Annotated in this window: 29 protein-coding genes; 8 read left to right on the top strand and 21 right to left on the bottom strand. The window is 67.2% G+C overall.

Annotated elements, in window-relative coordinates; translation table 11 throughout:
* Window positions 1-46 precede the first annotated feature (46 nt).
* The gene (locus LGM89_RS13305) at window positions 47-757 is read right to left on the bottom strand and encodes an SURF1 family protein (protein WP_226273327.1); all 711 of its coding nucleotides are present in this window, start codon (window positions 755-757) and stop codon (window positions 47-49) included.
* An 84-nt stretch (window positions 758-841) separates the two neighbouring features.
* Here LGM89_RS13305 and LGM89_RS13310 point away from each other — a divergent pair, with 84 nt between their 5' ends.
* A complete protein-coding gene (locus LGM89_RS13310; RefSeq protein WP_043187227.1) occupies window positions 842-1051 on the top strand; it encodes a twin transmembrane helix small protein in 210 nt (69 codons plus the stop codon).
* 171 nt (window positions 1052-1222) lie between these two features.
* Here LGM89_RS13310 and LGM89_RS13315 read toward each other — a convergent pair whose 3' ends face one another.
* The 8 genes from LGM89_RS13315 to LGM89_RS13350 form a co-directional block, all read right to left on the bottom strand.
* On the bottom strand, window positions 1223-2080 hold the full coding sequence (locus LGM89_RS13315) for a cytochrome c oxidase subunit 3 (protein WP_059233128.1): 858 nt from the start codon (window positions 2078-2080) through the stop codon (window positions 1223-1225).
* A gap of 141 nt (window positions 2081-2221) precedes the next feature.
* Window positions 2222-2422 carry a DUF2970 domain-containing protein gene (locus LGM89_RS13320; protein WP_089426387.1) on the bottom strand — a complete coding sequence of 67 codons (201 nt, stop codon included), beginning with the start codon at window positions 2420-2422 and terminating at the stop codon, window positions 2222-2224.
* 17 nt (window positions 2423-2439) lie between these two features.
* The gene (locus LGM89_RS13325) at window positions 2440-3048 is read right to left on the bottom strand and encodes a cytochrome c oxidase assembly protein (protein WP_089426388.1); all 609 of its coding nucleotides are present in this window, start codon (window positions 3046-3048) and stop codon (window positions 2440-2442) included.
* A 35-nt stretch (window positions 3049-3083) separates the two neighbouring features.
* Window positions 3084-3224, bottom strand: coding sequence for a cytochrome oxidase small assembly protein (locus LGM89_RS13330; RefSeq protein ID WP_226273182.1), 141 nt, complete (start codon window positions 3222-3224; stop codon window positions 3084-3086).
* Window positions 3225-3293: 69 nt separating this feature from the next.
* A complete protein-coding gene (gene ctaD / locus LGM89_RS13335) occupies window positions 3294-4901 on the bottom strand; it encodes a cytochrome c oxidase subunit I (protein WP_069248929.1) in 1608 nt (535 codons plus the stop codon).
* 43 nt (window positions 4902-4944) lie between these two features.
* A complete protein-coding gene (coxB, locus tag LGM89_RS13340) occupies window positions 4945-6546 on the bottom strand; it encodes a cytochrome c oxidase subunit II (protein WP_226273183.1) in 1602 nt (533 codons plus the stop codon).
* A 55-nt stretch (window positions 6547-6601) separates the two neighbouring features.
* The gene (locus tag LGM89_RS13345; protein WP_089441077.1) at window positions 6602-7126 is read right to left on the bottom strand and encodes a DUF2244 domain-containing protein; all 525 of its coding nucleotides are present in this window, start codon (window positions 7124-7126) and stop codon (window positions 6602-6604) included.
* Window positions 7127-7321: 195 nt separating this feature from the next.
* Window positions 7322-8287 (bottom strand): methyltransferase domain-containing protein, encoded by a 966-nt coding sequence (locus LGM89_RS13350; protein ID WP_089495684.1) that lies wholly within the window; start codon window positions 8285-8287, stop codon window positions 7322-7324.
* Between the two features lie 81 nt (window positions 8288-8368).
* On the opposite strand from LGM89_RS13350, the gene LGM89_RS13355 reads away from it, so the two are divergent.
* Both LGM89_RS13355 and trmL read left to right on the top strand, forming a co-directional pair.
* Window positions 8369-9166: a ComF family protein gene (locus LGM89_RS13355; RefSeq protein ID WP_226273184.1), complete on the top strand. Its 798-nt coding sequence runs from the start codon at window positions 8369-8371 to the stop codon at window positions 9164-9166.
* 103 nt (window positions 9167-9269) lie between these two features.
* Entirely contained in the window at window positions 9270-9740 is a 471-nt protein-coding gene (trmL, locus tag LGM89_RS13360; protein WP_226273185.1) for a tRNA (uridine(34)/cytosine(34)/5-carboxymethylaminomethyluridine(34)-2'-O)-methyltransferase TrmL, read from the top strand.
* Between the two features lie 34 nt (window positions 9741-9774).
* On the opposite strand, the gene LGM89_RS13365 is transcribed toward trmL, so the two are convergent.
* From LGM89_RS13365 to LGM89_RS13385, 5 genes are all read right to left on the bottom strand, one after another.
* The gene (locus LGM89_RS13365) at window positions 9775-10299 is read right to left on the bottom strand and encodes an O-acetyl-ADP-ribose deacetylase (protein ID WP_089426392.1); all 525 of its coding nucleotides are present in this window, start codon (window positions 10297-10299) and stop codon (window positions 9775-9777) included.
* Window positions 10300-10394: 95 nt separating this feature from the next.
* Entirely contained in the window at window positions 10395-11393 is a 999-nt protein-coding gene (locus LGM89_RS13370) for an NAD(P)H-dependent glycerol-3-phosphate dehydrogenase (protein WP_089426393.1), read from the bottom strand.
* Window positions 11394-11418: 25 nt separating this feature from the next.
* Window positions 11419-11901: a protein-export chaperone SecB gene (gene secB, locus LGM89_RS13375; RefSeq protein ID WP_089426394.1), complete on the bottom strand. Its 483-nt coding sequence runs from the start codon at window positions 11899-11901 to the stop codon at window positions 11419-11421.
* 107 nt (window positions 11902-12008) lie between these two features.
* The gene (gene grxC / locus LGM89_RS13380) at window positions 12009-12269 is read right to left on the bottom strand and encodes a glutaredoxin 3 (protein ID WP_039346228.1); all 261 of its coding nucleotides are present in this window, start codon (window positions 12267-12269) and stop codon (window positions 12009-12011) included.
* Entirely contained in the window at window positions 12266-12688 is a 423-nt protein-coding gene (locus LGM89_RS13385; protein WP_089426395.1) for a rhodanese-like domain-containing protein, read from the bottom strand. The genes grxC and LGM89_RS13385 overlap by 4 nt, the downstream gene beginning before the upstream one ends.
* 135 nt (window positions 12689-12823) lie before the next feature.
* Between LGM89_RS13385 and gpmA the strand changes: the two genes are divergently transcribed.
* From gpmA to LGM89_RS13400, 3 genes are all read left to right on the top strand, one after another.
* On the top strand, window positions 12824-13570 hold the full coding sequence (gene gpmA / locus LGM89_RS13390; protein WP_027789056.1) for a 2,3-diphosphoglycerate-dependent phosphoglycerate mutase: 747 nt from the start codon (window positions 12824-12826) through the stop codon (window positions 13568-13570).
* A gap of 278 nt (window positions 13571-13848) precedes the next feature.
* The gene (locus LGM89_RS13395) at window positions 13849-15396 is read left to right on the top strand and encodes a S41 family peptidase (protein WP_089495689.1); all 1548 of its coding nucleotides are present in this window, start codon (window positions 13849-13851) and stop codon (window positions 15394-15396) included.
* Window positions 15397-15499: 103 nt separating this feature from the next.
* Window positions 15500-16252, top strand: a complete 753-nt coding sequence (locus tag LGM89_RS13400; RefSeq protein WP_226273186.1) for a HesA/MoeB/ThiF family protein — start codon at window positions 15500-15502, stop codon at window positions 16250-16252.
* Between the two features lie 72 nt (window positions 16253-16324).
* Here LGM89_RS13400 and ptsP read toward each other — a convergent pair whose 3' ends face one another.
* From ptsP to LGM89_RS13435, 7 genes are all read right to left on the bottom strand, one after another.
* Window positions 16325-18097 (bottom strand): phosphoenolpyruvate--protein phosphotransferase, encoded by a 1773-nt coding sequence (gene ptsP, locus LGM89_RS13405; RefSeq protein WP_089495691.1) that lies wholly within the window; start codon window positions 18095-18097, stop codon window positions 16325-16327.
* A 201-nt stretch (window positions 18098-18298) separates the two neighbouring features.
* Complete coding sequence (locus tag LGM89_RS13410) at window positions 18299-18568, bottom strand: HPr family phosphocarrier protein (protein WP_089441083.1); 270 nt, start codon at window positions 18566-18568, stop codon at window positions 18299-18301.
* Window positions 18569-18641: 73 nt separating this feature from the next.
* Window positions 18642-19112 (bottom strand): PTS sugar transporter subunit IIA, encoded by a 471-nt coding sequence (locus LGM89_RS13415; protein WP_089426398.1) that lies wholly within the window; start codon window positions 19110-19112, stop codon window positions 18642-18644.
* 231 nt (window positions 19113-19343) lie between these two features.
* Complete coding sequence (gene gshB / locus LGM89_RS13420) at window positions 19344-20300, bottom strand: glutathione synthase (RefSeq protein WP_089456980.1); 957 nt, start codon at window positions 20298-20300, stop codon at window positions 19344-19346.
* A gap of 26 nt (window positions 20301-20326) precedes the next feature.
* A complete protein-coding gene (gshA, locus tag LGM89_RS13425; protein WP_011353295.1) occupies window positions 20327-21616 on the bottom strand; it encodes a glutamate--cysteine ligase in 1290 nt (429 codons plus the stop codon).
* A 244-nt stretch (window positions 21617-21860) separates the two neighbouring features.
* Window positions 21861-23375, bottom strand: coding sequence for an ammonium transporter (locus LGM89_RS13430; RefSeq protein ID WP_226273187.1), 1515 nt, complete (start codon window positions 23373-23375; stop codon window positions 21861-21863).
* Between the two features lie 37 nt (window positions 23376-23412).
* Window positions 23413-23751 (bottom strand): P-II family nitrogen regulator, encoded by a 339-nt coding sequence (locus tag LGM89_RS13435; RefSeq protein ID WP_027789049.1) that lies wholly within the window; start codon window positions 23749-23751, stop codon window positions 23413-23415.
* A gap of 355 nt (window positions 23752-24106) precedes the next feature.
* Between LGM89_RS13435 and LGM89_RS13440 the strand changes: the two genes are divergently transcribed.
* Both LGM89_RS13440 and LGM89_RS13445 read left to right on the top strand, forming a co-directional pair.
* Window positions 24107-24358 (top strand): accessory factor UbiK family protein, encoded by a 252-nt coding sequence (locus LGM89_RS13440; RefSeq protein ID WP_006489451.1) that lies wholly within the window; start codon window positions 24107-24109, stop codon window positions 24356-24358.
* Between the two features lie 321 nt (window positions 24359-24679).
* Window positions 24680-26311 carry a YifB family Mg chelatase-like AAA ATPase gene (locus LGM89_RS13445; RefSeq protein ID WP_226273188.1) on the top strand — a complete coding sequence of 544 codons (1632 nt, stop codon included), beginning with the start codon at window positions 24680-24682 and terminating at the stop codon, window positions 26309-26311.
* Window positions 26312-26364: the final 53 nt, after the last annotated feature.

A 26364-nucleotide genomic window follows, 5' to 3' on the forward strand; every position in this document is an offset into this window, starting at 1 on the left:
TCTCGAAACGAACCCGCGGCGCGAGCGCCGCGTCCTGGCATGGCGCTCACGCGCCGGCCGACTTCTTCGCCGCACGCCGCGCGGCGTACAGGCCGAAGCCGAGCGCGGCCGCCGCCATCGCCCACCACTGAAACATGTAACCGTAATTGCGCTCGACGCCGGTCGTCGCCGCCGGCCAGTCGCGCACGAGCTTGTCGCCGTCGTCGCTCGTCTGCTGGATCACGAACGGCTGCAGCGGGAGCCCCGTTTCCTTCGCATACGCGGCGACGTCCAGGTTCTGCCGGATCTTCTGGTGCGCCGCCGACCCGCCTTCGCCGAGCTCGAACGCTCGCGACGCGTCGGCGCGCGCGATGCCCACGATCTCGACGTCGCCCGCGGGCGTCGCGAACGGCTCGATCGCCGTGCGATCGGCGATATTGCGCGGCAGCCAGCCGCGGTTCACGAGCACGACGCCGCCGCCCGTGAGTTTAAACGGCATCACGACGTGAAAACCCGGCTGGTCGTTATACGGCCGATTGTCGAGGAACACGGCCTGCTCGGGCAGGAAGCGGCCCGTCGCACGCACGCGATGGAACTCGATCGACGCGAGCGGCATCGGCTGCGCGCCGATGTCGACGGGCGCCGCCTGCTCGTAGCGCGCGATGCTCGCCTGCAGCGCTTCCTTCTGGTGCGCGCGGTCGCGCTGCCAGAAACCGAGACGGATCGTGACCGCGACGACGACGAGGATCAGCAACGCGGGCAGCCAGCGGATCTTCATCATGCGGCCCGCCCGGCACCTGCCGACAGGCGAAGTGCGATAATTATCCTCTTCCTTTCGAATTGCCGTCGTCCGGTTCGTGTCATGCACATACTCGTTCCCATCGCCTTCGTCCTCATCATTGCCAGCATGGGCTCGGCGCTCTACTTCATGATGCACGACCGCGGCCACACGAAACGCATGGTCTGGTCGCTCGCCACCCGCGTCGGGCTGTCGGTGTCGCTGTTCCTGCTCATCCTGATCGCGAACGGGATGGGCTGGATCCATTCGACCGGCCTGCCGATCGGGCGTTGATCGATTCGCCGCCGCGGCCGCCGTGGCATTTCGCCGCACGGCCACGGCACCAAGCAAAAGCGCCGCCTGACTGAGTCGCGGCGGCGCCCGGGTGGTGAAGGCCGGCAGTCACGCTGCCCGGCCGACCCAATGAAAACGGCCCGCGCATTGCTGCGCGGGCCGTTGTTCCATTTACAGCCAGTAGACGACGACGTACAGGCCGAGCCAGACGACGTCGACGAAGTGCCAGTACCACGCGGCGCCTTCGAATGCGAAGTGGTGATCGGGCTTGAAGTGGCCGCGGATCATCCGCACCAGCACCACCGCGAGCATCGTGCCGCCGAGGAACACGTGGAAGCCGTGGAAGCCGGTCAGCAGGAAGAACGTCGAACCATACACGCCCGAGTTCAGCGTCAGGTTCAGTTCGTTGTACGCGTGGTAGTACTCGAAGCCTTGCAGGAACAGGAAGCAGATACCGAACGCGAGCGTCGCGGCCAGCCAGGCGATCGCCTTCTTGCGATGATCGTCACGCAGTGCGTGGTGCGAGATCGTCAGCGTCACGCCCGACGACAGCAGGAATGCGGTGTTCAGCGTCGGGATCGGCCACGGGCCCATCGTCTTGAAGTGACCGGCGAGCGCGGCGGGGCCTTCGTTCGGCCACACGGCGGAGAAATCCGGCCAGATCAGCTTGTAGTCGAGGCTGCCGAGCTGGTGCAGCGCGATTTCACGTGCATAGAACAGCGCGCCGAAGAATGCGCCGAAGAACATGACTTCCGAGAAGATGAACCAGCTCATGCTCCAGCGGTACGACTTGTCGACGTTCTTGCCGTAGTGACCGCCTTCCGATTCGGCGATCGCGTCGCCAAACCAGTGATACAGCGTGAAGAGCAACCACAGCAGGCCGAGCAGCGCCGTAAACGGCGCCCAGTCGTGACCGTTGATCCACAGCGCCGCCGATCCGAGCATGACCAGCAGGCCGATGGCCGCGCTGATCGGATGGTGCGACGGATGCGGCACGAAATAGTACGGGGTCTGGTTTTGACCGCTCATGCTTGATTCTCCACTTCTGTCCAATTTGTGTACCGGAAACCGCTCCGGCTTTATTTCTTGCGCGGCGTGACCACCACCGCTCCTTCCTGCACGCGGCGCCGTGGCGCCACGCACTGCATTCTTCCTTCGTGGCCGCGGGCTTCAGCCCACGACGGCACGCACGACCAGGATCAGCACGCCGATGAACAAACCGGCTGCCAACAACGCGACGATCAGCACGTGCAGCGGATTCAGCTGCGTCGCGTCGGCCTCCAGGTCGCGCCGCTTGCGCACCCCGAAGAACGACCACAACACCGCTTTCAGCGCCTGGCCGAACGATCCGCCCCGCTTGCCCTCCGTCATCGCCCCCGCCTCCGTCGTCATGCGTCCGGCTTCGCCGCGCCCTGCGCCGCGGTCTTGCCCGGCGCCGGCGCCGGCGTGGCCGGCGTATTCAGCTCGAAGAACGTGTACGACAGCGTGATCGTCTTCACGTCCTTCGGCAGTTTCGGATCGATCACGAACACCACCGGCATCTTGCGCGACTCGTTCGCGGCCAGCGTCTGCTGCGTAAAGCAAAAGCACTCGATCTTCTTGAAGAACTCCGTCGCCTGCTTCGGCGCGTAGCTCGGAATCGCCTGCGCAACGACCGGCCGGCCCTGCCCGTTCGTCACGTCGTACACGATCGTCATCAGCTCGCCCGGATGCACGTCGAGACTGTTGTGCTCCGGCTTGAAACCGAGCGGGCCGCGCGCGTTCGCATCGAACTCGACCGACACCGTGCGGCTATAGTCGACCTGCGAGTTCTTCACCTCGCGCTCGCTGACATCGCGCTGCACCAGGTTGTTGATGCCGGTGATCTGGCAGATCGCCCGATACATCGGGATCAGCGCGAAGCCGAAACCGAACATCAGCCCGGCCACGACGAAGAGCTTCACCAGCATCGAACGATTGAACGCGCGATCGACGGCGCCCTCTTCCGGCTTCGACATACGACAACTTCCTCGCTACTGCGTCTGTTGCTGCATCAGTGAGTGGACAGCCACCACTGCTTGATCACGACACCCACAAAAAAAACGGCGGCGATGACGAGCAGGATGAGGCCGAGCCGCTTGTTGCCCGCGCGGATCTGGTCGGGCGTTCGTCTTTCTTGTGGATTCCGGTTCATCTGACACTTCGGTTCGGCGCCCGCCGCGCCTGCCTGCGCGGCAGGCAGCGGCGGAACGCACTGTGAAACTTACTCGACGTGCGGCGGTTGCTCGAACGTATGGAAGGGAGCCGGGCTCGGCACCGTCCACTCGAGGCCTTCCGCGCCATCCCACGGCTTGTCCGACGCCTTTTCCAGCTCGCCGCCGCCACGGTAGGCCGGCAGCGCGACGGCGAACAGGAAGTACACCTGCGCGAGGCCGAAGCCGAATGCGCCGATCGTCGCCACCTGGTTGAAGTCCGTGAACTGCGCCGGGTAGTCCGCGTAGCGACGCGGCATGCCTGCGAGACCGACGAAGTGCATCGGGAAGAACGTCAGGTTGAAGAAGATCATCGACGCCCAGAAGTGGATCTTGCCGCGCGTCTCGTTGTACATCCAGCCCGTCCACTTCGGCGCCCAGTAGTACCAGCCCGAGAACAGCGCGAACAATGAGCCGGCCACCAGCACGTAGTGGAAGTGCGCCACCACGAAGTAGGTACCGTGATACTGGATGTCGAGCGGCGCCATCGCGAGCATCAGGCCCGTGAGACCGCCGAACGTGAACACGAACAGGAAGCCGATCGCGAACAGCATCGGGGTTTCGAACGTCATCGAGCCGCGCCACATCGTCGCGAGCCAGTTGAACACCTTCACGCCCGTCGGCACCGCGATCAGCATCGTCGCGTACATGAAGAACAGCTGGCCGGTGACCGGCATGCCCGTTGCGAACATGTGGTGCGCCCAGACCATGAAGGACAGGATTGCGATCGAAGCCGTCGCGTACACCATCGAGCTATAGCCGAACAGCGTCTTGCGTGCGAACGCCGGGATCACCTGCGACACGATCCCGAACGCCGGCAGAATCATGATGTACACCTCGGGGTGGCCGAAGAACCAGAAGATGTGCTGGTACATCACCGGGTCGCCGCCGCCTGCCGCGTTGAAGAACGACGTGCCGAAGTGGCGGTCGAACAGCACCATCGTGATCGCGCCTGCCAGAACCGGCATCACCGCGATCAGCAGGTACGCCGTGATCAGCCACGTCCATGCGAACATCGGCATCTTCATCAGCGTCATGCCCGGTGCGCGCATGTTCAGGATCGTCACGACGATGTTGATCCCGCCCATGATCGACGAGGCGCCCATGATGTGGACCGCGAAGATCGCGAAGTCCATGCCCGGACCCATCTGCGTCGACAGCGGCGCGTACAGCGTCCAGCCGGCGGCCGTCGCGCCGCCCGGCGCGAAGAACGAACCGACCAGCAGCACGGCCGCGACCGGCAGCAGCCAGAAGCTGAAGTTGTTCATCCGCGCGAACGCCATGTCGGACGCGCCGATCTGCAGCGGAATCATCCAGTTCGCGAAGCCGACGAACGCCGGCATGATCGCGCCGAACACCATGATCAGGCCGTGCATCGTCGTGAGTTCGTTGAAGAACTCCGGACGCATGATCTGCAGGCCCGGTTCGAACAGCTCGGCCCGGATGGCGAGCGCCATCACGCCGCCCGACAGGAACATGATGAACGAGAACAACAGGTACAGCGTACCGATGTCCTTGTGGTTGGTGGCGAACAGCCAGCGCCGCCAGCCGTGCGGCATTTCGTGCGCGTGGTCGTCGTGCGCGTGGTCCGCGGCTACGTCGTGCCCGATGCTAGACATGAGAATCTCCTAATGCGAATACGTCGACTAACTCAGCGACACGTCAAGCCGCCGGGCCGATCTCGACACGCCGGGCTTCCTTCGCGTCAGCCCCGCCCGTGATCGTTTCCGGCTTTTTGAGAATAATGTGGTCTTCCGCCACGCCTGCTGCCTTCAGCGCGTCGCGCACGGCTTGTGCGCGATGCTTCGCCAGTTCGGCGTTCGCGTCGGCCGAGCCCGTCTTGTCGGTAAAACCCGACAGCGCGAGCTTCGCGTCCGGATGTGCCTTCGCATAGTCGGCCGCGGCGGCGATCGCCGCCTTCGCGTCGGCCGGCAGCACGCTCTTGCCCGTCTCGAAGTAGATCGTCGACAGTGCGGCCGAGGCCGCTGCCGCCGGCTGCTCCGCGCCCGACGCAGCCTGCGCCGGTGCCGAAGCGGCTTCCGCCGGTGCCGCTGCCGCTGCCGCTGCGCCCGCCGCGTCTTCCGGCATCTTGCCGTTACGCGCGTCGGCCACTTGCTTCGGCTGCAGCAGGTCGTTCTTGTGGTTGCCCCACGAATTGCGTTCGTACGTGACGACCGACGCGATGTCGAGATCCGACAGCGACGCCCAGGACGGCATCGCGCCCTTGCCGTGCAGCACGCGCTCGACGTGAGCTGCGATCGGGCCGTTCACGATCGGGCTGCCATCCATGGCCGGGAAGGCGCCGAGGCCCTTGCCGTTCACCTGGTGGCAGGCCGCGCAGTTCGCCTTATAGACTTCCTCGCCGTGCGCGACGAGCTCAGCCATCGTGTAGACCTTGTTCGGATCGACTGCGGCGCTGGCCAGCTTGGCCTTCTGCGCGGTGACCCACTTCGCGTAGTCGTCATCCGACAGGACTTCGACCACGACCGGCATGTACGCGTGTTCCTTGCCGCACAGCTCGGTACAGAAACCGCGGAACGTACCGACCTTGTCGGCCTTGAACCACGTGTCGCGCACGAAGCCGGGGATCGCATCCTGCTTCACGCCGAACGCGGGCACGTACCACGAGTGGACGACGTCGTTCGCGGTCGTGATGATGCGGATCTTCTTGTTGACCGGCACGACGAGCGGGTTGTCGACTTCCTGCAGATAGGTGTCGGTGATCGGCTTCTTGCCCATCACTTCGTCACGCGGGGTGCTGAGCGTCGACAGGAAGCCGATGCCCTCGCCCGGGCCCTTCACGTAGTCGTAGCCCCACTTCCACTGGTAGCCGGTGACCTTGATCGTGAGATCGGCGTTGGTCGTGTCCTTCATCGCGACGACGGCCTTCGTCGCCGGCAGCGCCATCAGCACGACGATGACGAACGGCACGATCGTCCAGATGATCTCGACGGTCGTGCTTTCATGGAAATTGGCGGCCTTGTGGCCCTTGGATTTGCGGTGCGCGAAGATCGAATAGAACATCACGCCGAACACGCCGACGAAGATCACCGTACACAGGATGAGCATCATCGTGTGGAGATCGTAGAGCTCCTCGGCGATCTTCGTGACAGGCGGCTGAAAGTTGATCTCGTTGACACGGGGGCCGCCCGGGCTATCACCGACCGCCAGGGCGGCACCGGCAAAGAGCAATCCGCTGCATGCCAGCACGCCCGCGAGGGCTCGCTTGATTGTTTTCATAGCATCCTTACCCAAAATTTCCATTCAAACCCTCCCCCGTCGCAAGCGACCGGCCCTATCCGCCGGTGCCCGCGCCTCGTCAGCCGCAGCGCCTGAGCGATATACGCAGTTCGTCGGCGAACTGCGCACGCTTGTACTGCGCGAGATGCTGACCGATTACGACGGTCTGCCCGCGCGATACCAGCCGAATCGGATCGCGTGGCGTCGCACCCGGCTCGACCCGCACCCAGCGCGGGTTGAATTCGATCTGCGTGAGCCGCTCCGCATCCATCCGCTCGATCACGAGCCGGTGCGGATACAGCCTGATGCGTTCGTAATCGACCGCATGGCGAGCATAGATCGCAAATGCGACACCCACAGCCAGCAACTCGATTCCGGTGAAGGGCATGACGAGCCAAGCCCCCCGCCACATCAGCAATGTCGCGATCACCAGCGAGAAGCTCGCGAGCGACGCATAAAACAGCACGAACTGGCGCGGCGACGCCGAACAGTTGCGTTTCATCAGCCAGTCTTCGAGGACCGGCTCGCCGTTCGTCGTCTCCGCCAACACCCTCGCTGCTTCCATCGCCGCCTCACGCGAATGGCATGCGATGCATGCCTGCATCGGACTCGTCGGCCCGTATTGCGGGGACCCCGGGACGACAAGCTGACGCATTATAGGCGGGTTCAATGGCATCCACAAGCAAGCGACTATCGGCCCGCGAGCCAAGCGCGACAAGCTTTCCGGCCATTTTAGGCGCCAATTCGACCCCGCTTTGCGCCGCTAATTTCAGACATAACAAAACCCCTCTTTACCGCTTTACCGATTCTTCGGACGCCCCTTTCCGATGTCCTCGATGCGCACGATCCCGTGCCCTTCGGCAGTCGTGCGCGGCACGGCCTTCCACGCGTGGCCGTAGATCACTTCGAATGTCAGCGGAATCGTGCCGTCCTCGCGCCGGCGGGCCTCCAGCGCGTCGCCGAGCGCCGCGCGAAAGCGCCGCGTCGCGCGCTGCGGCGCCTCGCGGTCGAACGGATAGGCGCCCCAGCGGCGCACGTCGGCCAGCAGCGAGTCGGGGGATTTGTAGGTGACGGTCAGCACTTCCTGATCCATCACCGGAATCTCGAAGCCGCTCTCGACGAGCATGTCGCCGAGGTCGTGCATGTCGACGAAATCGATCACGCGCGCGGCGGGCGGCGCCATGCCCAGCGCCGCTTCGGCGTCCGCGCAGGCCGCGCGCAGTTCGCGCAGCGTATCGGGGCCGAGCGTGCTGAACATCAGCAGCCCGTTCACGCGCAGCACGCGCTGCCATTCGGGCAGCACCGCGTCCGGGCGCGAATGCCAGTGGAGGGCGAGATTCGACCAGATCAGGTCGAACGCGCCGCCGGGAAACGGCAGCGCGGCGAAATCGGCCTGCGCGACGCGCGGGCCGCGCGGGCCCAGTGCGCGGCCGAGCGAGGCCGGCAGCCAGCGGCGCCAGCTCGTCTGCTCGACCTCGCGCTGCCCTGCTCGCGCGAGCATCGCGCCGGACAGGTCGACGCCGAACACGGGCGCCTCGGGAAAGCGCGCGCGCAGCGCCGGCAGGTCGTCGCCCGGGCCGCAGCCCGCGTCCAGCACGGCCGTGGGGCTCACCTTGATGTATTCGAGGCGCTCGTTCATGCGCTGCGCGATCTCGCGCGGCAGGAACGCGACCGCATCGAACGTGGCGGCACGGCGGTCGAAGATCCGCCGCAGGCGCCTTGCGTCATTGGCCGGACGGCCGGTTGAAGTCGAAGCTGGGGACATGTCGGGCACACTGGCGAAGAGCCCGAAGTATACTCGCTCGCCCCGCAGGCTTCATTGAGGCGGGGTGTCAGGAGTGTTGCAATGATCCGCCGTTCCGCCCCGCGCACGATGCGCGTCGCTTTGTCGCAGGTTCGCGCGCTGGCAGCGCGCGTCATCGCGGTCGCGCTGCCGAATCGCTGCGCACTGTGCGGCAATTTGTCACACGGCGTGATTTGCGGTGCTTGCGACGCCGCGTACTGGAATGAAGCGCGGCTGCGCTGCGACGTCTGCGCGCTGCCGCTGGGCATCGGGCCATCGCGTTCGCCCCCGCTACGTGGCGCTCGCGCCGGCCGCGTTACCGCATACCGTTGCGATGCGTGCCGCACGGCGCCGCCGCCGTTCGATGCGACGCTCGCGCTGGCGGATTACCGCGCACCGCTCGACGGGCTCGCGCGCGGCCTGAAGTTTCACCGGCAACTCGCGCTCGGCACCGAATTCGCGGCGCGGCTCGCCCGGTTGATCGACGATACGCCCGGCGCCGGCGGCTTCGACCTGGTGGCGCCGGTACCGCTGTCGCACCGGCGGCTCGTCGCGCGCGGCTACAACCAGGCGTGGGCGATCGCGCGTCCGCTCGCGCGGCGGCTCGGCGTGCGCGCGGATGCGGTGCTGCTCGCGCGCGTCGCCGACACCGCGCCGCAGTCGCGGCTCGACCGGCACGCGCGGCGCGACAACGTGATGGCGGCATTCGCGGTGGCGGGTGGCGTCGCCGGCCGCCACGTCGCGCTGGTCGACGACGTGATGACCTCCGGCGCGACGCTTGCGGCCGCCGCGCACGCGCTGAAAGCGGCGGGCGCCGCGCGCGTGACGAATCTGGTTGCGCTGCGCACCGCCAGGGATTAATTAGATAGAGAGGCCAGCCGCCCGGACACGGCGGCGGCCGCCACGAACCGGCCGGCCGGGAGCGCGCGTTGCGCCGTCCCGGCCGGCCCAGCCAGACCGAAACATGTTCAACGTCGTCCTAGTCGCCCCCGAAATTCCGCCGAACACCGGCAACGTGATCCGCCTGTGCGCCAACACGGGCGCGCGCCTGCACCTGATCGAGCCGCTCGGCTTCCCGCTCGACGACGCGCGGATGCGCCGCGCGGGCCTCGACTATCACGAGTATGCGCAGATGCGCGTGCACCGCGACTGGGATGCGTTCGTCGCGGCGGAAACGCCCGATCCCGCGCGGATGTTCGCGTTCACGACGCGCGGCTCGGGCCGCTTCCACGATCACGCGTTCCTGCCCGGCGACTGGTTCGTGTTCGGCTCGGAAACGCGCGGCCTGTCCGCCGAGCTGCTCGAGCGCTTCCCGAACGAACAGCGCGTGCGCCTGCCGATGCGGCCGGACAATCGCAGCCTGAACCTGTCGAACACGGTCGCGGTGGTCGTGTTCGAGGCGTGGCGCCAGGCCGGCTTCGAAGGCGGCGCCTGACGCCTGCACGGCGCAGCGCGCCCCGCGGGACGCGTCACGTCCGTGCGAGCCGCGCGCGATACAGGTCGTAGATGTCGGGAGAAAAGCACGCGAACACCACGCGTGCGAGGTTCGGCGCCTGCGGCAACATTTCGGCAACGGTGCCGACCGCGATCTCGACGGCTTCCTCAGCCGGATAGCGATAGATGCCGCAACTGATCGCCGGGAACGCGATCGACGTCGCCGCGACCTCCTCGGCCAGCTCGATCGCGCGCCGGTAGCACGACGCGAGCAGGTCGGCCTCGCCGCGCCCGCCGCCGTGCCACACGGGCCCGACCGCATGGATCACGTAGCGCGCCGGCAGCCCGTGGCCGCGCGTGAGCTTGGCGTCGCCCGTCTCGCAGCCGCCGAGCGTGCGGCATTCGGCGAGCAGGCCGGGGCCGGCCGCGCGGTGGATCGCGCCGTCCACGCCGCCCCCGCCGAGCAGCGAGCCGTTCGCGGCGTTGACGATCGCGTCGACATCGAGCGTCGTGATGTCGACGACCTGCGCATCGAGCGTGGTGGAATGGATCTGCAGCATGACAACCTCCCGGAACGCCGGAGACTGTTCAAGCGTAGCGCGCTTTGACGCCGCGCGCCCGCAGCGAACACGGCACCCAAAGGCGCCGGGTCGTATTACTCGGCGCGCGCGTCGCGCCGCAGCAGGCCGCTGACGGCGTCGCGCGGCGCGATGCCGTCGAACAGCACGCCGCACACGGCTTCGGTGATCGGCATTTCGATCGACTGCGCGCGTGCGATGGCCAGCACGGCCTGCGCGCAGCGCACGCCTTCGGCCACGTGGCCGAGCGCGCCGAGGATGTCGTTCAGCGTGCGGCCGGCCGCCAGTTGCAGGCCGACCGTGCGGTTGCGCGACAGGTCGCCCGTGGCGGTGAGGATCAGGTCGCCGAGGCCCGTGAGGCCCGTGAAGGTTTCCGCCCGGCCGCCGAGCGCGACACCGAGGCGCGACATTTCGGCGAGGCCGCGGGTAATCAGCGCGGCGCGCGCGTTCAGCCCGAGGCCGAGACCGTCGGCGATGCCGGTCGCGATCGCGAGCACGTTCTTCACCGCGCCGCCGACCTCGACGCCGACCACGTCGTCACCCGTATAGATCCGCATCGCGCCGTGATGGAACGCGGCGAGCGTGCGCTCGCGGCATTCGGCGGACGTGCTCGCCACCGTCAGCGCGACGGGCAGCGACTGCCCGACTTCGCGGGCGAAGCTCGGCCCCGACAGCACGCCGTTGCTGAGCTGCCCGGGCAGCTCGGCCGCGATCACCTGATGCGGCAGCAGATGCGTGTCGGCCTCGAAGCCCTTGCAAACCCAGACGACATGCGCGGGCACGCAGCCTGCGTCGCGCATCGCGTGACACAGCGTGCGCAACCCGGCCACCGGCGCGGCGATCACGCACAATGCGTCGTCCGCGGCGCCATGCGCGAGCGCGGCGCCGAGATCGGCGTCGTAGCGCAACGCGTCAGGCAGCGCGATGCCGTCCAGATAGCGGGAATTTTCGTGCCGGGCCTGCAGCCCGGCGATGAGCGCGGCGTCGCGCGCCCACAGAAGCGTATCGTGCCGCGCGGCCAGATGGCCCGCGAGCGCGGTGCCCCAGGCACCGGCGCCGAGAACGGCTACTTTCATACCCAGCACCGGTCCGAGTGAAACGTCAGTTCAGCGTCGTGCCGTTCGGTGCGCCTGCTGCGGCACCGGCCTGCTGCTGAAGCTGCGCGAGGCGTTGTTCGTACAGCGCCTGGAAGTTGATTTCCGCCAGGTGGATCGGCGGGAAGCCCGCACGCGTGATCGCGTCGGCGATGTTCGAACGCAGGTACGGGAACAGGATCGTCGGGCAGGCGATGCCGACGAGCGGGTCGAGCTGTTCGTCCGGAATGTTGCGGATGTCGAAAATGCCGGCCTGCTTCGCTTCGATCAGGAACGCGATCTTGTCCTTCACCTTTGCGGTGACGGTGCCCGACACGACGACTTCGAACACGCTTTCCGCGAGGCGGTCGGCCTTGACGTCGACTTCGACTTCAACCGACGGCATGTCCTGCTCGAGGAAGATCGCCGGCGAATTCGGCTGCTCGAGCGACATATCCTTCAGGTAGACGCGCTGGATGTTGAAGAACGGTTGGTTTTCGACGTCGGACATGGTGTTTCCCTAAAAGTGGTGACGGGGCGGCCCGGCTTCACGCCGGCCGCCACGGATGAATCCTGCGCGCCCAAGCCGCGGCGCGGCCGGCGGCCATTCTGCCCTAATCAGGCCGCTTGCAGAAGCGGGACGAGGCCGCCTTCGCGGTCGAGCTTCGACAGATCGTCGTAACCGCCGACGTGCGTGTCGCCGATATAGATCTGCGGCACCGTGCGGCGCCCCGTGCGCGTCATCATTTCGTCGCGGCGGGCCGGATCGCGGTCGATCAGCACCTTCTCGATCTGCTCGACACCGCGCAGCTTCAGCAGGCGCTCGGCCTGGATGCAATACGGACACACCTGCGTGCTGTACATCAAAACCTTGTTCACTTCGCCACTCCTTGTTTGACGACCGGCATCCCGGCCTGCTGCCAGGCGGCCACGCCGCCCTCGAGCACGTGCACCTCGGCGTAACCCGCCGCCTCGACCTCGCGCGCCGCCTTCTGCGACTGCTGGCCGTTCTGGCAGACGAGCAGCACCGGCGTGCTCTTGTTCTTCGCGACCTGCGCGATCTTCGTGCCGATCTCGCCCGCCGCGACCTGGCGCGCCGACGGCAGGTGGCCGGCAGCGAAGTCGGAGGCGGCGCGCACGTCGATCACGACCGCGTTGCGGCGGTTGATGAGCTGCGTCGCCTCCGCGGCGGACAGGCCGCCGCGGCCGCGGCGCAGCGCGGGCCAGGCCAGCAGGCCGCCGGATACCACCAGGATCGCGATAAGGGCCAGGTTGGTGTAATTGGTAAAGAACGTCACGGAATTCCGCCGGAAAAAGAGAAATCGGATGAGGACAATCCCGCCATTATAAAATAACCGTCTTGCGCGATGGCGGGCCCGGGTCGGGTCCCGCGCGACGCGCCACCGCTTCCTTCACTACCGACCGCAAGATCCATGTACAAACTCGTTCTCATCCGCCACGGCGAATCGACGTGGAACAAGGAAAACCGCTTCACCGGCTGGGTCGACGTCGACCTGACCGAACAGGGTCGCAACGAGGCCTACCAGGCCGGCGAATTGCTCAAGGAGGCCGGCTACACGTTCGACATCGCGTATACGTCGGTGCTCAAGCGCGCGATCCGCACGCTGTGGCACGTGCAGGACAAGATGGACCTCATGTACCTGCCGGTCGTCCACTCGTGGCGCCTGAACGAGCGCCACTACGGCGCGCTGTCGGGCCTGAACAAGGCGGAAACGGCCGCGAAGTTCGGCGACGACCAGGTGCTCGTGTGGCGCCGCAGCTACGACACGCCGCCGCCCGCGCTCGAGCCGACCGACGAGCGCGCGCCGTTCAACGACCCGCGCTACGCGAAGGTGCCGCGCGAGCAGCTGCCGCTCACCGAGTGCCTGAAGGACACGGTCGCGCGCGTGCTGCCGCTGTGGAACGAGTCGATCGCCCCGGCGGTGCGCGCCGGCAAGCAGGTGCTGATCGCCGCGCACGGCAACTCGCTGCGCGCGCTGATCAAGTACCTCGACGGCATCTCGGACAGCGACATCGTCGGCCTGAACATCCCGAACGGCGTGCCGCTCGTGTATGAACTCGACGAGAACCTGAAGCCGATCAAGCACTATTACCTCGGCGACCAGGACGCGATCGCGCAGGCGCAGGCCGCCGTCGCGAAGCAGGGCAAGGCGGGCTGACGCCCGTCGGCCGGGTGAGCCGGGCGGGCCGCGTCCGGTGCGGCCCGCCCGGCCCCGGCCCAGCCCCTTGCCCTGCGCCCCGCGCGAACCTTCGCGGCGCCGGCGCTGTCGAACCCGCTTTCGAACCCGCGGTGCGCACGGCGATGCCCGCCTGACCGGCCCCGGGCCCTTTTCGACGCTTTTCGCGCCGTTCCACTGAGTTATCGGACGAACAGTTATACTTGTCCGCTACATCATCCCCGCTACCGCCACGCGCTTCCCGACCGCACCAGATCTCTATGCGAATGAAATTGAAGAACATCGGCCTGATTGCCGCGGGCCTCGCCACGGGCGTGTTCGCCACGCTGCAGGTTTCCGCATCGGCCGAGCAGACCGCCACGGCGCCGCTTCCCCTCGACCAGCTCCGCCTGTTCGCGGAAGTCTTCGGACAGATCAAGCGCGAGTACGTCGAACCGGTCGACGACAAGAAGCTGCTGACGGCCGCGATCAAGGGCATGGTGTCGAGCCTCGACCCGCACTCGTCGTTCCTCGACAAGACCGACTATGACGAGCTGCAGGAGCAGACGAAGGGCCGCTTCGCGGGTCTCGGCATCGAGATCTCGCAGGAAGACGGCCTCGTCAAGGTGATCTCGCCGATCGAGGATACCCCCGCGTTCCGCGCCGGCATCCGTCCGGGCGACCTGATCACCCGCATCAACGACAAGCCGGTGCGCGGCATGACGCTCGACAAGGCCGTGAAGCAGATGCGCGGCGAGCCGGGCACCAAGGTCACGCTGACGATCTTCCGCAAGAGCGATGACCGCACGTTCCCGGTCACGGTCACGCGCGCGATCATCAAGGTCCAGAGCGTGAAGATGAAGATCCTCGATCCGGGCTATGCGTATGTCCGCATCACGAGCTTCCAGGAGCGCACGACGCCCGATCTCGCGCAGAAGCTGCAAGATATCGCACGCCAGCAGCCGAACCTGAAGGGCCTCGTCCTCGACCTGCGCAACAACGGCGGCGGCCTGCTGCAGAGCGCGGTCGGCGTGGCCGGCGCGTTCCTGCCGCCCGACTCCGTCGTCGTGTCGACCAACGGCCAGATCGCCGATTCGAAGCAGGTCTACCGCGATACGTATGACAACTACCGCCTGCCGTCCTTCGACGGCGATCCGCTGAAGAACCTGCCGCCGGTCTTCAAGACCGTGCCGATGATCGTGCTGACGAACGCCTATTCGGCGTCCGCGTCGGAAATCGTCGCCGGTGCGCTGCAGGATTCGAAGCGCGCGCAGATCATGGGCAAGACGACGTTCGGCAAGGGTTCGGTGCAGACGGTCCGCCCGATGACGGCCGACACCGCGCTGCGCCTGACCACCGCGTACTACTACACGCCGAGCGGCCGTTCGATCCAGAACAAGGGCATCACGCCGGACGTGCCGGTCGATCAGTACGCGGACGGCGATCCGGACGACGTGCTCGTGACGCGCGAGGTCGACTACACGAACCACCTCGCGAACACGCAGGATCCGAACGAGAAGAAGGAACAGGAAGACCGCGAGCAGCGCCGGATGGATCAGCTGCGCGTGCTTGAAGAGCAGAACGACAAGAAGACGCCGGAGCAGCGCCAGAAGGATCGCGATCGCAAGCCGATCGAGTTCGGCAGCGCCGACGACTTCATGATGCAGCAGGCGCTCAACAAGCTCGAAGGCAAGCCGGTCCAGGAATCGAAGTCGCTGCTCGCCGAAAGCACGAAGGGCCCGGCCGGCAAGGCCGCCACGGCCCCGAAGGCATCGGGCGCCAGCGCGAAGCCGGCTTCCGCACCGAAGCCCGCGTCGGCGCCGAAGTAAGCGCCGGCCGGCATCCGACGGGCCATCGCGGGAAGACCGCGATGGCCCGTTTTTCATGCGCGCCTAAAATAACGACACCTGTGCCGCCTCGCCACGACTCCCCATGAACGACGATCAACTCCTTCGCTACTCCCGTCACATCCTCGTCGACGAAATCGGCATCGAGGCGCAGCAGCGCTTTCTCGACGCGCATGCGATCGTCGTCGGCGCGGGGGGGCTCGGCTCGCCCGCCGCGATGTACCTCGCGGCATCGGGCGTCGGCACGATCACGCTCGTCGACGCCGATACGGTCGATCTCACGAACCTGCAGCGACAGATCCTGCACGTGACGGCGTCGGTCGGCCGCCACAAGGTCGAATCGGGGCGCGACGCGCTCGCGCAGTTGAACCCCGAGGTGACCGTGCACGCGGTCGCGGAGCGTGTCGACGATGCGTGGCTCGGCGCGCACGTGCCGCATGCGAGCGTCGTGCTCGACTGCACCGACAACTTCGCGACGCGGCATGCGATCAACCGCGCGTGCGTCGCGCACGGCGTGCCGCTCGTATCGGGCGCCGCGCTGCGCTTCGACGGGCAGATCAGCACGTTCGATTTCCGCGACCCGGCCGCGCCCTGTTATGCGTGCGTGTTTCCGGAAGACCAGCCGTTCGAGGAAGTCGCGTGCGCGACGATGGGCGTGTTCGCGCCGACGGTCGGGATCATCGGCGCGATGCAGGCCGCCGAGGCACTGCGCGTGATCGGCGACATCGGCAAGACGCTCAACGGCCGGCTGATGATGCTCGATTCGCTGCGGATGGAATGGACGACGATGAAAATCGCGCGTCAGGCCGACTGCCCCGTGTGCGGGGACCGGCACTGACGCGCGACGCGCATGCACCGGGCGGCGCATGCGTGGTGACACTTCGCTACGATTAATGGGGACGCCAGCGCCTCAAGCCGCCGCATCCGCGCGCGGCTCCGCAACCGACAGACGCTGCAACGCGGCCTGCACTTCCTCCGGCTCGAACGCGGCGAGCACGTCGGCAGTCGGCTTTTCGAGCGCCTTCAGGTGCGCACGCAGGATCTCCTGCTTCACGACCAGCAACTGGCTCGGGTGCATCGAGAACTCGGTGAGCCCCATCCCGAGCAACAGGCGCGTGAGCGCCGGGTCCCCCGCCATTTCCCCGCACACCGACACGGACACGCCCGCGCGCTTCGCTTCGCGCAACGTGTAGGCGATCAGGTGCAGCACCGCCGGATGCAGCGGGTCGTACAGGTGCGCGACCGCGTTGTCCGCACGATCGATCGCGAGCGTGTACTGGATCAGGTCGTTCGTGCCGATCGACAGGAAGTCGAACCGCTTCAGGAACAGCGGCAGCGCGATCGCCGCGGCCGGAATCTCGATCATCGCGCCGATGCGCACGTTCGGGTCGTACGCGAGCCCCGCGTCGTCGAGCTGGCGCTTCGCCTCGCGGATCAGGTCGAGCGTCTGGTCGATCTCCTGCGCGTGCGCGAGCATCGGGATCAGGATCTTCACCTGGCCGAACGCGGACGCGCGCAGGATCGCGCGCAACTGCGTGAGGAACATCTGCGGCTCGGACAGGCTCCAGCGGATCGCGCGCAGGCCGAGCGCGGGGTTCGGCGCCGTCTCGTAGCCTTCGTCGAGCGCCTCGAGCGGCTTGTCCGCGCCGACGTCGATCGTGCGGATCGTCACCGGCATGCCCTTCATCCACTCGACGGCCCGCTTGTACGCGGCGAACTGCTCCTCCTCTTCCGGCATCTCCTTCTGATGCATGAACAGGAACTCGGAACGGAACAGCCCGACGCCGACCGCGCCGGCCTCGACGGCCGCCTTCGCGTCGTCGGGCAGCTCGATGTTCGCGTACAGATCGATCTTGGTGCCGCACAACGTTTGCGTCGGCGAGAACTTCAGACGCTGCAGCTTGCGTTGCTCCAGCAGCTTCTCGGACTGCCGGTACGAATATTCCTCGAGGACGATCGGCGCGGGATCGACGATCACGATGCCCTGGTCGCCGTCGACGATGATCAGGTCGTCCTGGCGGATCAGCGCGCTCGCGTGCTGCACGCCGACCGCGGCCGGAATGCCGAGGCTGCGCGCGACGATCGCCGTGTGCGACGTGCGCCCGCCGAGATCGGTGACGAATGCCTGGAACGACTGCGACTTGAACTGCATCATGTCGGCCGGCGCGATGTCGTGCGCGACGACGATCATCTCGTTCGTGCCGTTCCTGGCCGCGCGGTCGAGCGCCTGCGACGCGGACGGCGCGCCGGCGAGCGCCTTCAGCACGCGCTCGACCACCTGCTCGATGTCGGCCTTGCGCTCGCGCAGGTATTCGTCCTCGATATCGTCGAAGTGGCGCGTGAGCAGCTCGAGCTGCTCGGTCAGCGCCCACTCGACGTTGTAGCGGCGCGTGCGGATCAGGTCGATGGTTTCCTGCACGAGCATCTCGTCGCTCAGGATCATCGCGTGGACGTCGATGAAGGCGCCGACTTCGCTCGGCGTGTCGTCGGTCAGGTCGGCGCGCAGCGCTTCGAGTTCGTGATGCACGACCTCGAGCGCGGTGCGGAAGCGCTCGACCTCCGCATCGATCTGGTTTGCCTCGACCAGGTAATGGGCGACGTCGAGCGCCGCCGGCGCGATCAGATACGCTCGCCCGATCGCGATACCACGTGAGACGGGAATGCCATGCAGCGTGAAGGACACGCGCACCTCCTCTGTACAAGTAAAGCCGCGGCACACTGCTGCGATGCGCTTATGACCCCGGTTAGCGATTATAAATTCCGCGACTCCCCGCTGACTGCATGCACCGCAGCATTGCGCATTCCGCATCAATGCTTGCGACGAAAAAAATGCCGCGGAATCCGCGGCATTCTGGCTGGAAACGGCAACGATCCCGCTTGAGGATTATTGGCCTTCGCCGAACTTGTCGGCGATCAGCTTCAGCAGCGCGTCCATCGCTTCCTGCTCGTCGGCCCCGTCGGTCTCGATCGTCACGGTGCTGCCGATGCCGGCCGCCAGCATCATCACGCCCATGATGCTCTTCGCATTGATCTTGCGCCCGTTGCGCGTCATCCAGACTTCCGACTGGAAGTTGCCGGCCAGTTGCGTAAGCTTGGCCGATGCGCGCGCATGGAGCCCCAATTTGTTGACGATGGTGGTTTCTTGTTGAAGCATGATTCTCGGTCGGGTCGGTCGGGGCCGCCGGCGGCGCGCGCCGGCGGTGCGGTCTAAAACGGAAAACGGGAAATCAGTGCGACTCGGTGCGCGGCTGCGGCTCGGGCGGAATCGGCGCGCACTGGCCGCAGCCGGTTTCCGTCGGCGGCGGCGGCGTACCGGACGACACCTCGTGGACGCCCTTCGCGCCGCCGGACAGCGCCTTGTCGACCAGCTTGTCGAGCGGCACCGTGCGGTAGCAGACGGCCCGCACGAGCATCGGCAGGTTCACGCCCGCGAGCACGCGCACGTTGTCGATCTTGGCCAGCTGGCCGGCGATGTTCGCGGGCGTCGCGCCGTACATGTCGGTCAGGACGACCACGCCGTTCTCTTCCTTGAGCCGCGCGAGCTCCGCGTGCGCGAACGCCATCACCTGGGTCGGATCGCTGTCCGCCATCACGTCGATACAGCCGATGCGGGCGGGCACGCCGCCATAGATGTGCGCGATGCAGTCCCGCAGCGCGGTGGCGAGCGGGGCGTGCGCGATGATCAGGATCCCGGCCATGTCAGATCGCTCCCGGCCGCCCCTGGCGGGCCAACACCCCGCGGCGGGGCAATGAGCGTAGCGAGTGAGGGAAACGTTCCATGTTCAGCCTTGCAACAGTTTCGGCCCGACCGCCGGGCCTTGGGCGCGCGAGCGCGGCACCAGACAAGCGGGCATTGTAGCAGGCCGGTCGAACTGCTCCGGCGACGGGGGACCTGCGCGGCCGCCGCCGGGGTTGCGCGGGAAAGCGGCCTACGCGGCCGCACGCTCCAGCGCGTCGATGAACATCGCGGCGACGTCGAAGCCCGTCTGCTCCATGATCTCGCGGAAGCACGTCGGACTCGTGACGTTCACCTCGGTCAGCCAGTCGCCGATCGCATCGAGGCCGACCAGCAGCAACCCGCGTGCCGCCAGCACCGGCCCGAGCGTGTCGGCGATCTCGCGATCGCGCGCGGTCAGCGGCTGCGCAACGCCGAGGCCGCCCGCCGCGAGATTGCCGCGCACCTCGCTGCCCTGCGGAATCCGGGCGAGCGAAAACGGCACCGGCTCGCCGCCGATCAGCAGGATGCGCTTGTCGCCGGCCTTGATCTCGGGGATGAATTTCTGCGCCATCACCGAACGCGTGCCGTCGTGGCTCAGCATCTCGATGATCGAACCGAGGTTCATGCCGTCCGGCTTCACGCGGAACACGCCCATCCCGCCCATCCCGTCGAGCGGCTTCAGGATCACGTCGCCGTGCTCGGCGTGGAATGCGCGCAGCCGTTTCGCGTCGCGCGTGACGAGCGTCGGCGCGACGAACTGCGGAAACTCGCCGATCGCGAGCTTCTCCGAATGGTCGCGGATCGACTGCGCCTTGTTGAACACGCGTGCGCCGGCGCGCTCGGCCAGCTCCAGCAGCCAGGTCGACGTCACGTATTCCATGTCGAACGGCGGATCCTTGCGCATCAGCACCGCGCCGAACGATTCGAGGCGGCGCGCGTCGACCGGCCCGGCCTCGTACCACGTCTCGCGATGCAGGTCGTCCGGATCGCCGACGAACGTGATGCGACGCACGTCGGCCTCGACGGCCGAGCCCGTCCACGCGAGCTGGTTCGGCTCGCACGCGTACACCGCATGCCCGCGCCGCGCCGCCTCGGCCATCATCGCGTAGGTCGAATCCTTGTAGATCTTGAAGCGCTCGAGCGGGTCGGCGATAAAGAGAATGTCCATGAGGTCCTGTACGTGGCGAAGGTCCGTTACACCTGGATGGCTTCGGGGTCGGTCTTTTCCAGTTCGATCGACGACGCGATCAGCGACAGCCGCGCGACGACGCCGTACATGTAGAAACGGTTCGGCGGCGCGGCACCCGGCTTCGCGCCCGCATCCGGCAGCGCGGTGTGCTCGAAGCCGAGCGGCACGTAGTGCATGCCGGGCGCGTTCAGGTTCTGGTCGCGTTCGCGGCCGGCGTGCGTGCGGTAGAAGCCGCCGACCACGTAGCGGTCGATCATGTACACGACGGGCTCCGCGACTTCGTCGCCGACGCGCTCGAACGTATACACGCCTTCTTGCACGATCACGTCGCGCACCGCGAGGCCGGCCTTCGACTCGGCCATCTGCGCGCGCTCGGCCTTCGACATCCGGCCGATCTCGGCCGCGTCGTGCACGGTCATCACGCCGCGCCCCGCCGTGCCCGCGTCGGCCTTCACGACGACGTACGGCTTCTCGCTGATCCCGTATTCGCGGTATTTGCGCGCGATCTTCTTCAGCACGCCGTCGATCGCGTCGGCGAGCGCCTGCTCGCCTTCATGCGCCTGCCAGTCGACGCCTTCCACGTGTGCGAAATACGGATTCACCATCCACGGATCGACGCCGACCATCTTCGCGAACTTCTTCGCGACGTCGTCGTAGCACGAGAAGTGCGTCGACTTGCGGCGCACGGCCCAGCCCGCGTGCAGCGGCGGCAGCAGGTACTGCTCGTGCAGGTTTTCCAGCACGGCCGGGATGCCGGCCGACAGGTCGTTGTTCAGCAGGATCGAGCACGGATCGAAATTCTTCAGGCCGAGGCGGCGCTGCGAACGCTCGAGCGGTTCGAGCACGATCTTCTGGCCGTCGGCCAGCGTGATCGGCGTCATGTCGGTGATGCTCGGGTCGAGCGAACCGAAGCGCACGTTCAGGCCGGCCTGGCGCATGATCGTCGCGAGGCGTGCGACGTTCTCGAGGTAGAACGCATTGCGGGTCGGCAGCTCGGGAATCACGAGCAGGTTCTTCGCGTCCGGGCAGATCTTCTCGATCGCGGCCATCGCCGCCTGCACGGCGAGCGGCAGCACTTCGGACGGCAGATTGTTGAATGCGCCGGGAAACAGGTTCGCGTCGACGGGCGCCAGCTTGAAGCCGGCATTGCGCAGGTCCACCGAACAATAGAACGGCGGGGTATGTTCCTGCCATTCGAGCCTGAACCAGCGTTCGATCGCAGGCGTCGCGTCGAGGATCTTCTGCTCGAGTTCGAGCAGCGGACCGTTCAACGCCGTAACGAGGTGGGGAACCATGAATCACTCGCGAGCGGGAGAATGAAGATTGTAGAGCAATTGCCCTGCCCATTTGGGGATTGTTCCCGGCTTCGCAAGGGTTTGAAGGAAGTTTTCGGCTATTGACCCGATAGTGCAAAGGGTTATGCGCTACGGCAGTGGGTGACAGGAGAAAAAAAGCCCGCCGGGTGAGGCGGGCCCAAGTCGCTGCGCTCATTCATGGCGGGCGCCGTCGTCGCGGCGGCCCGCCGGTCATTCCCGTGACTTATTCGACATGCTCGCCGTGCAGGACCACGTCGAGGCCTTCGCGCTCTTCCTCTTCCGACACGCGCAGGCCGATCGTCAGGTCGATCAGCTTCAGCAGCACGAAGCTCAGCACGCCGCTGTAGACCAGCGTGATCAGCACGCCCTTGGCCTGCAGCAGCAGGCTGCCGTCGGCGCCGCCGATGTCCTTGATCGCGAACACGCCCGTCAGCAATGCGCCGAGAATCCCGCCAATGCCGTGCACGCCGAATGCGTCGAGCGAATCGTCGTAGCCGAGCTTCGACTTGAGCCACGTCGCCGACCAGAAGCACACGACACCTGCGGCGATACCGATCACGAGGGCACCCGTCACGCCGACGAAGCCGGCCGCCGGCGTGATCGCGACGAGACCCGCGACCGCACCCGACACGATGCCGAGCACCGACGGCTTGCCGTGCGAGATCCACTCGGCGAACATCCAGCCGAGCGCCGCGCAGGCCGTCGCGACTTGCGTCGTCAGCATCGCGAAGCCGGCACGGCCGTCGGCCGCCACCGCCGAACCCGCGTTGAAACCGAACCAGCCGACCCACAGCATCGAGCCGCCGATCATCGTCAGCACGAGGTTGTGCGGCGCCATCGATTCACGGCCGAAGCCGATCCGCTTGCCGAGCATCAGGCACGACACGAGGCCCGCGATACCGGCGTTGATGTGCACGACGGTGCCGCCCGCGAAGTCGAGCACGCCGTCCGACGACAGCCAGCCGGTCGGCTCCCACACCATGTGCGCGATCGGCACATAGACGATCAGCGACCAGAGCGTCATGAACACGAGCATCGCCGAGAACTTCATCCGGTCGGCGAACGCGCCGCAGATCAGCGCCGGCGTGATGATCGCGAACGTCATCTGGTAGACGAAGTAGACCGATTCCGGAATCGTCGGGGCCAGGTGGCTGACGGTCAGCGTCGTCGCCTTGTCGCCGTGGATGTAGTTCATCCCGTGCAGGAACGCACGCGACAGGCCGCCGATGAAGCCGTTGCCCGGCGTGAACGCGAGGCTGTAGCCGACCACCGTCCACAGCACCGTGATCACCGCGGTGATCGCGAAGCTCTGCATCACGGTCGCGAGCACGTTCTTCTTGCGGACCATGCCGGCGTAGAACAGCGCGAGGCCGGGGATCGTCATGAACAGCACGAGCGCGGTGGACGTCAGCATCCACGCGGTGTCGCCCGCGCTGATCTTCGACGAGTCAACCGAGAACGGCGCGGTCGGCGCGGCGGGAGCGGCCGGTGCCGAAGCGGCGGCAGCAGCCGACGCGTCGGTGGCGCCCGAGGCCGGCGCGGCGGCGGCAGCCGTGGCGGATGCGTCGGTGGCAGCAGGCGCCGAGGCGGCCGGAGCGGCGGCAGCCGACGCGTCGGAAGCCGTTGCGGCGGGCGCGGACGCAGCCGCGGCGGACGCCGCGTCGTCGGCGAGCGCGGGGCCGACGCCGGCCGCGATCAGCGAGCCGGCCATCAGCAGGGACATCAGAAGTTTGCGCATCTTGGGTTTCCTCTTGTCGCTTGTCTTGTCTGTTCTGTTACAGCGCGTCAGCGCCCGTCTCCCCGGTGCGAATCCGGATCACCTGTTCGATCGCCGTGACGAAGATCTTGCCGTCGCCGATCTTGCCCGTGCGCGCGGCCCGCTCGATCGCCTCGACCGCCTGGTCGACGAGATCGTCGGACACGGCTGCCTCGATCTTCATCTTCGGCAGGAAATCGACCACGTATTCGGCGCCGCGGTACAGCTCGGTGTGCCCCTTCTGCCGCCCGAACCCTTTCACCTCCGTCACCGTGATGCCCGAGACGCCAAGCGCCGACAGCGCTTCGCGCGTCTCATCGAGCTTGAACGGCTTGATGATTGCGGTAATGAGTTTCATGAAGTCCTCTCGCTGGGTTGTCCCGTCGAATTGGTTGGAATGTTGTAACGGACTCTTCTCAGCAACTCGCATGCCAAGTCGGTTCGAGCACCGTTTCAAAGGGCTTCATCAAGGGGTCGCATCGCGTGATGTAAGGTGCGGAGGCCCGGCCGAATGGCCAACGTGGCCCGGTTTGCTGGCGCGGCGAAAGGATCGTTGCTAGAGTGCACGCACGTCCCGGATCGCCGGGGCATTCACCCATGCGGGCGCCATGCCCGGAATTCGCGCTCCGGGCGCACCATTTCCGGTCATGCGTGCATCATGGGCACGTACGCAACTGAAGATGCACATTTTTTGTGCAAGGAAGGGGAATCACATGAAGCAACCCAGCGACGTTTTCAACGATCTGCAGTCGCGCGTCAGCGATCTGCTGAAAAACTCGCCGGCCAAGGACGTCGAGCGCAACGTGAAGGCCATGCTGTCGCAAGGCTTCTCGAAACTCGATCTCGTCACGCGCGAGGAATTCGACACGCAGGCGCAAGTGCTCGCCCGCACCCGCGTGCGCCTCGAGGAACTCGAGAAACGCGTCGCGGAACTCGAGCAGAAGCTCGCCGCGCCGCAAGCCTGACGCCCTGCCCGGCCGCAAGGCCCGGGCGCGGGCCGCCTCGTGCGGCCCGCGCCCGCCGCCTCAAGCACTGAAGCACTGAAGCACTGAAGCACTGAAGCACTGAAGCACTGAAGCACTGAAGTCACCGTACCGCTCTTCGTCGTCCGTCGTTCTCCGCAGCCCCCGCTCTTCGCTGTTCATCGCTCTTCGCAGTCCGACGTTCCGCTGTTCCTCGTTCTTTCCCCGCGCCACGCCGGCAAGCGCGCACCGATTCCTCCGATTCCCGCGGCACGCGGCCTCGAACGGCCGTCGTCCGTCCGCCTTGTTTACAGGAGCCTCGCCATGTCGCTCGCCGTGGTGCGCAGTCGCGCGCCCGCCTCCGGCCGTGCGCCGGACGTCACCGTCGAAGTCCATCTCGCCAACGGGTTGCCGTCGTTCTCGATCGTCGGCCTGCCCGATCTCGAAGTCCGCGAAAGCCGCGAGCGGGTGCGCGCCGCGCTGCAGAACTGCGGCTTCGAATTCCCCGTGCGCCGCATCACCGTCAACCTCGCGCCGGCCGACCTGCCGAAGGAGTCGGGACGGTTCGACCTGCCGATCGCGCTCGGCATCCTCGCCGCGAACGGCCAGATTCCGGCCGACGCGCTGGCCGGCCGCGAATTCGCGGGTGAACTGTCGCTGACCGGCGCGCTGCGGCCGATGCGCGGCGCGTTCGCGATGGCGTGCGGCGTGGCGCGGGATGCGCAGTCAGCGGAAAGTGCCGCGGCTTCCGGCCTGGGTTCCGGCACGCTGTCCGGTTCAGGCGACGGTGGCCAAGGGGCCGGCCCGGCGCCGCGCTCCACCGCCGCGTCGAACGCCCCCGAGCTGTACCTGCCGCTCGCCAGCGCCGCCGAGGCCGCGCTCGTGCCGGGCGTCACCGTGTTCGGCGCGCCGGACCTGCCCGCGCTGTGCGCGCATCTCACCGGCGCGCCCGACGGGCGGCTCGCGCCGGTCGCGGCGCCGTGCCTCGACGGCCTGCCGACGCCGGCCGCCCCCGATCTCGCCGACGTGGTCGGTCAGCGCGGCGCCCGCCGCGCGCTGGAAGTCGCGGCCGCGGGCGGCCATCACATGCTGATGGTCGGGCCGCCGGGGGCTGGCAAGTCGATGCTGGCCGCCCGGCTGCCGGGCCTCCTGCCGCCGCTGACCGACGACGAGGCGCTGACGTCGGCGGCACTCCTCTCCGCGAGCCGCCTCGGCTTCTCGCCCGCGCAGTGGCGCCGGCGGCCGTTCCGCGCACCGCATCACTCGTCGAGTGCCGCCGCGCTGGTCGGCGGCCGCAACCCGCCGCAACCGGGCGAGATCACGCTCGCGCACCTCGGGGTGCTGTTCCTCGACGAACTCCCGGAATTCGACCGGCACGTGCTCGAGATGCTGCGCGAGCCGCTGGAGGCCGGCCGCATCACGATTTCACGCGCGGCCCAGCAAGCCGACTTCCCGGCCGCGTGCCAGCTGATCGCCGCGATGAATCCCTGCCCGTGCGGCTGGCACGGCGATCCGTCGGGGCGCTGCCGCTGCTCGCCGGACGTCGCCGCGCGCTACCTGCGCAAGCTGTCGGGGCCGCTCGTCGACCGCATCGACATCCAGATCGACCTGCCCGCGCTGTCGCCGGCCGAACTGGCGACGCGCGCGTCGGCGCCGGGCGAGCCGAGCGCGGCGGTCGCCGCGCGGGTTGCGCAGGCGCGTGCGCTGCAACTCGATCGGCAGGGCAAGACGAACCACATGCTGAGCGGCCGCGAGACCGACGACCTGTGCCGGCCGACCGACGAAGGCGAACGGCTGCTGCGCGAGGCCGGCGAGCGCTTCGGCTGGTCGGCGCGCGCGTATTTCCGCGTGCTGAAGGTCGCGCGGACGATCGCCGATCTGGCCGGCGACCCGCTGCCGACGGCCGCGCAGATCGCCGAAGCGATCCGCTACCGGCGCGCACTGACGGCGCTCTGAACGCCCTCGGAGGACAAAATCCGGCTGTCAAGACTTGACTTATGCACAATTCC

It is taken from the genome of Burkholderia sp. AU31624, assembly GCF_020420065.1.
GTDB lineage: Bacteria > Pseudomonadota > Gammaproteobacteria > Burkholderiales > Burkholderiaceae > Burkholderia.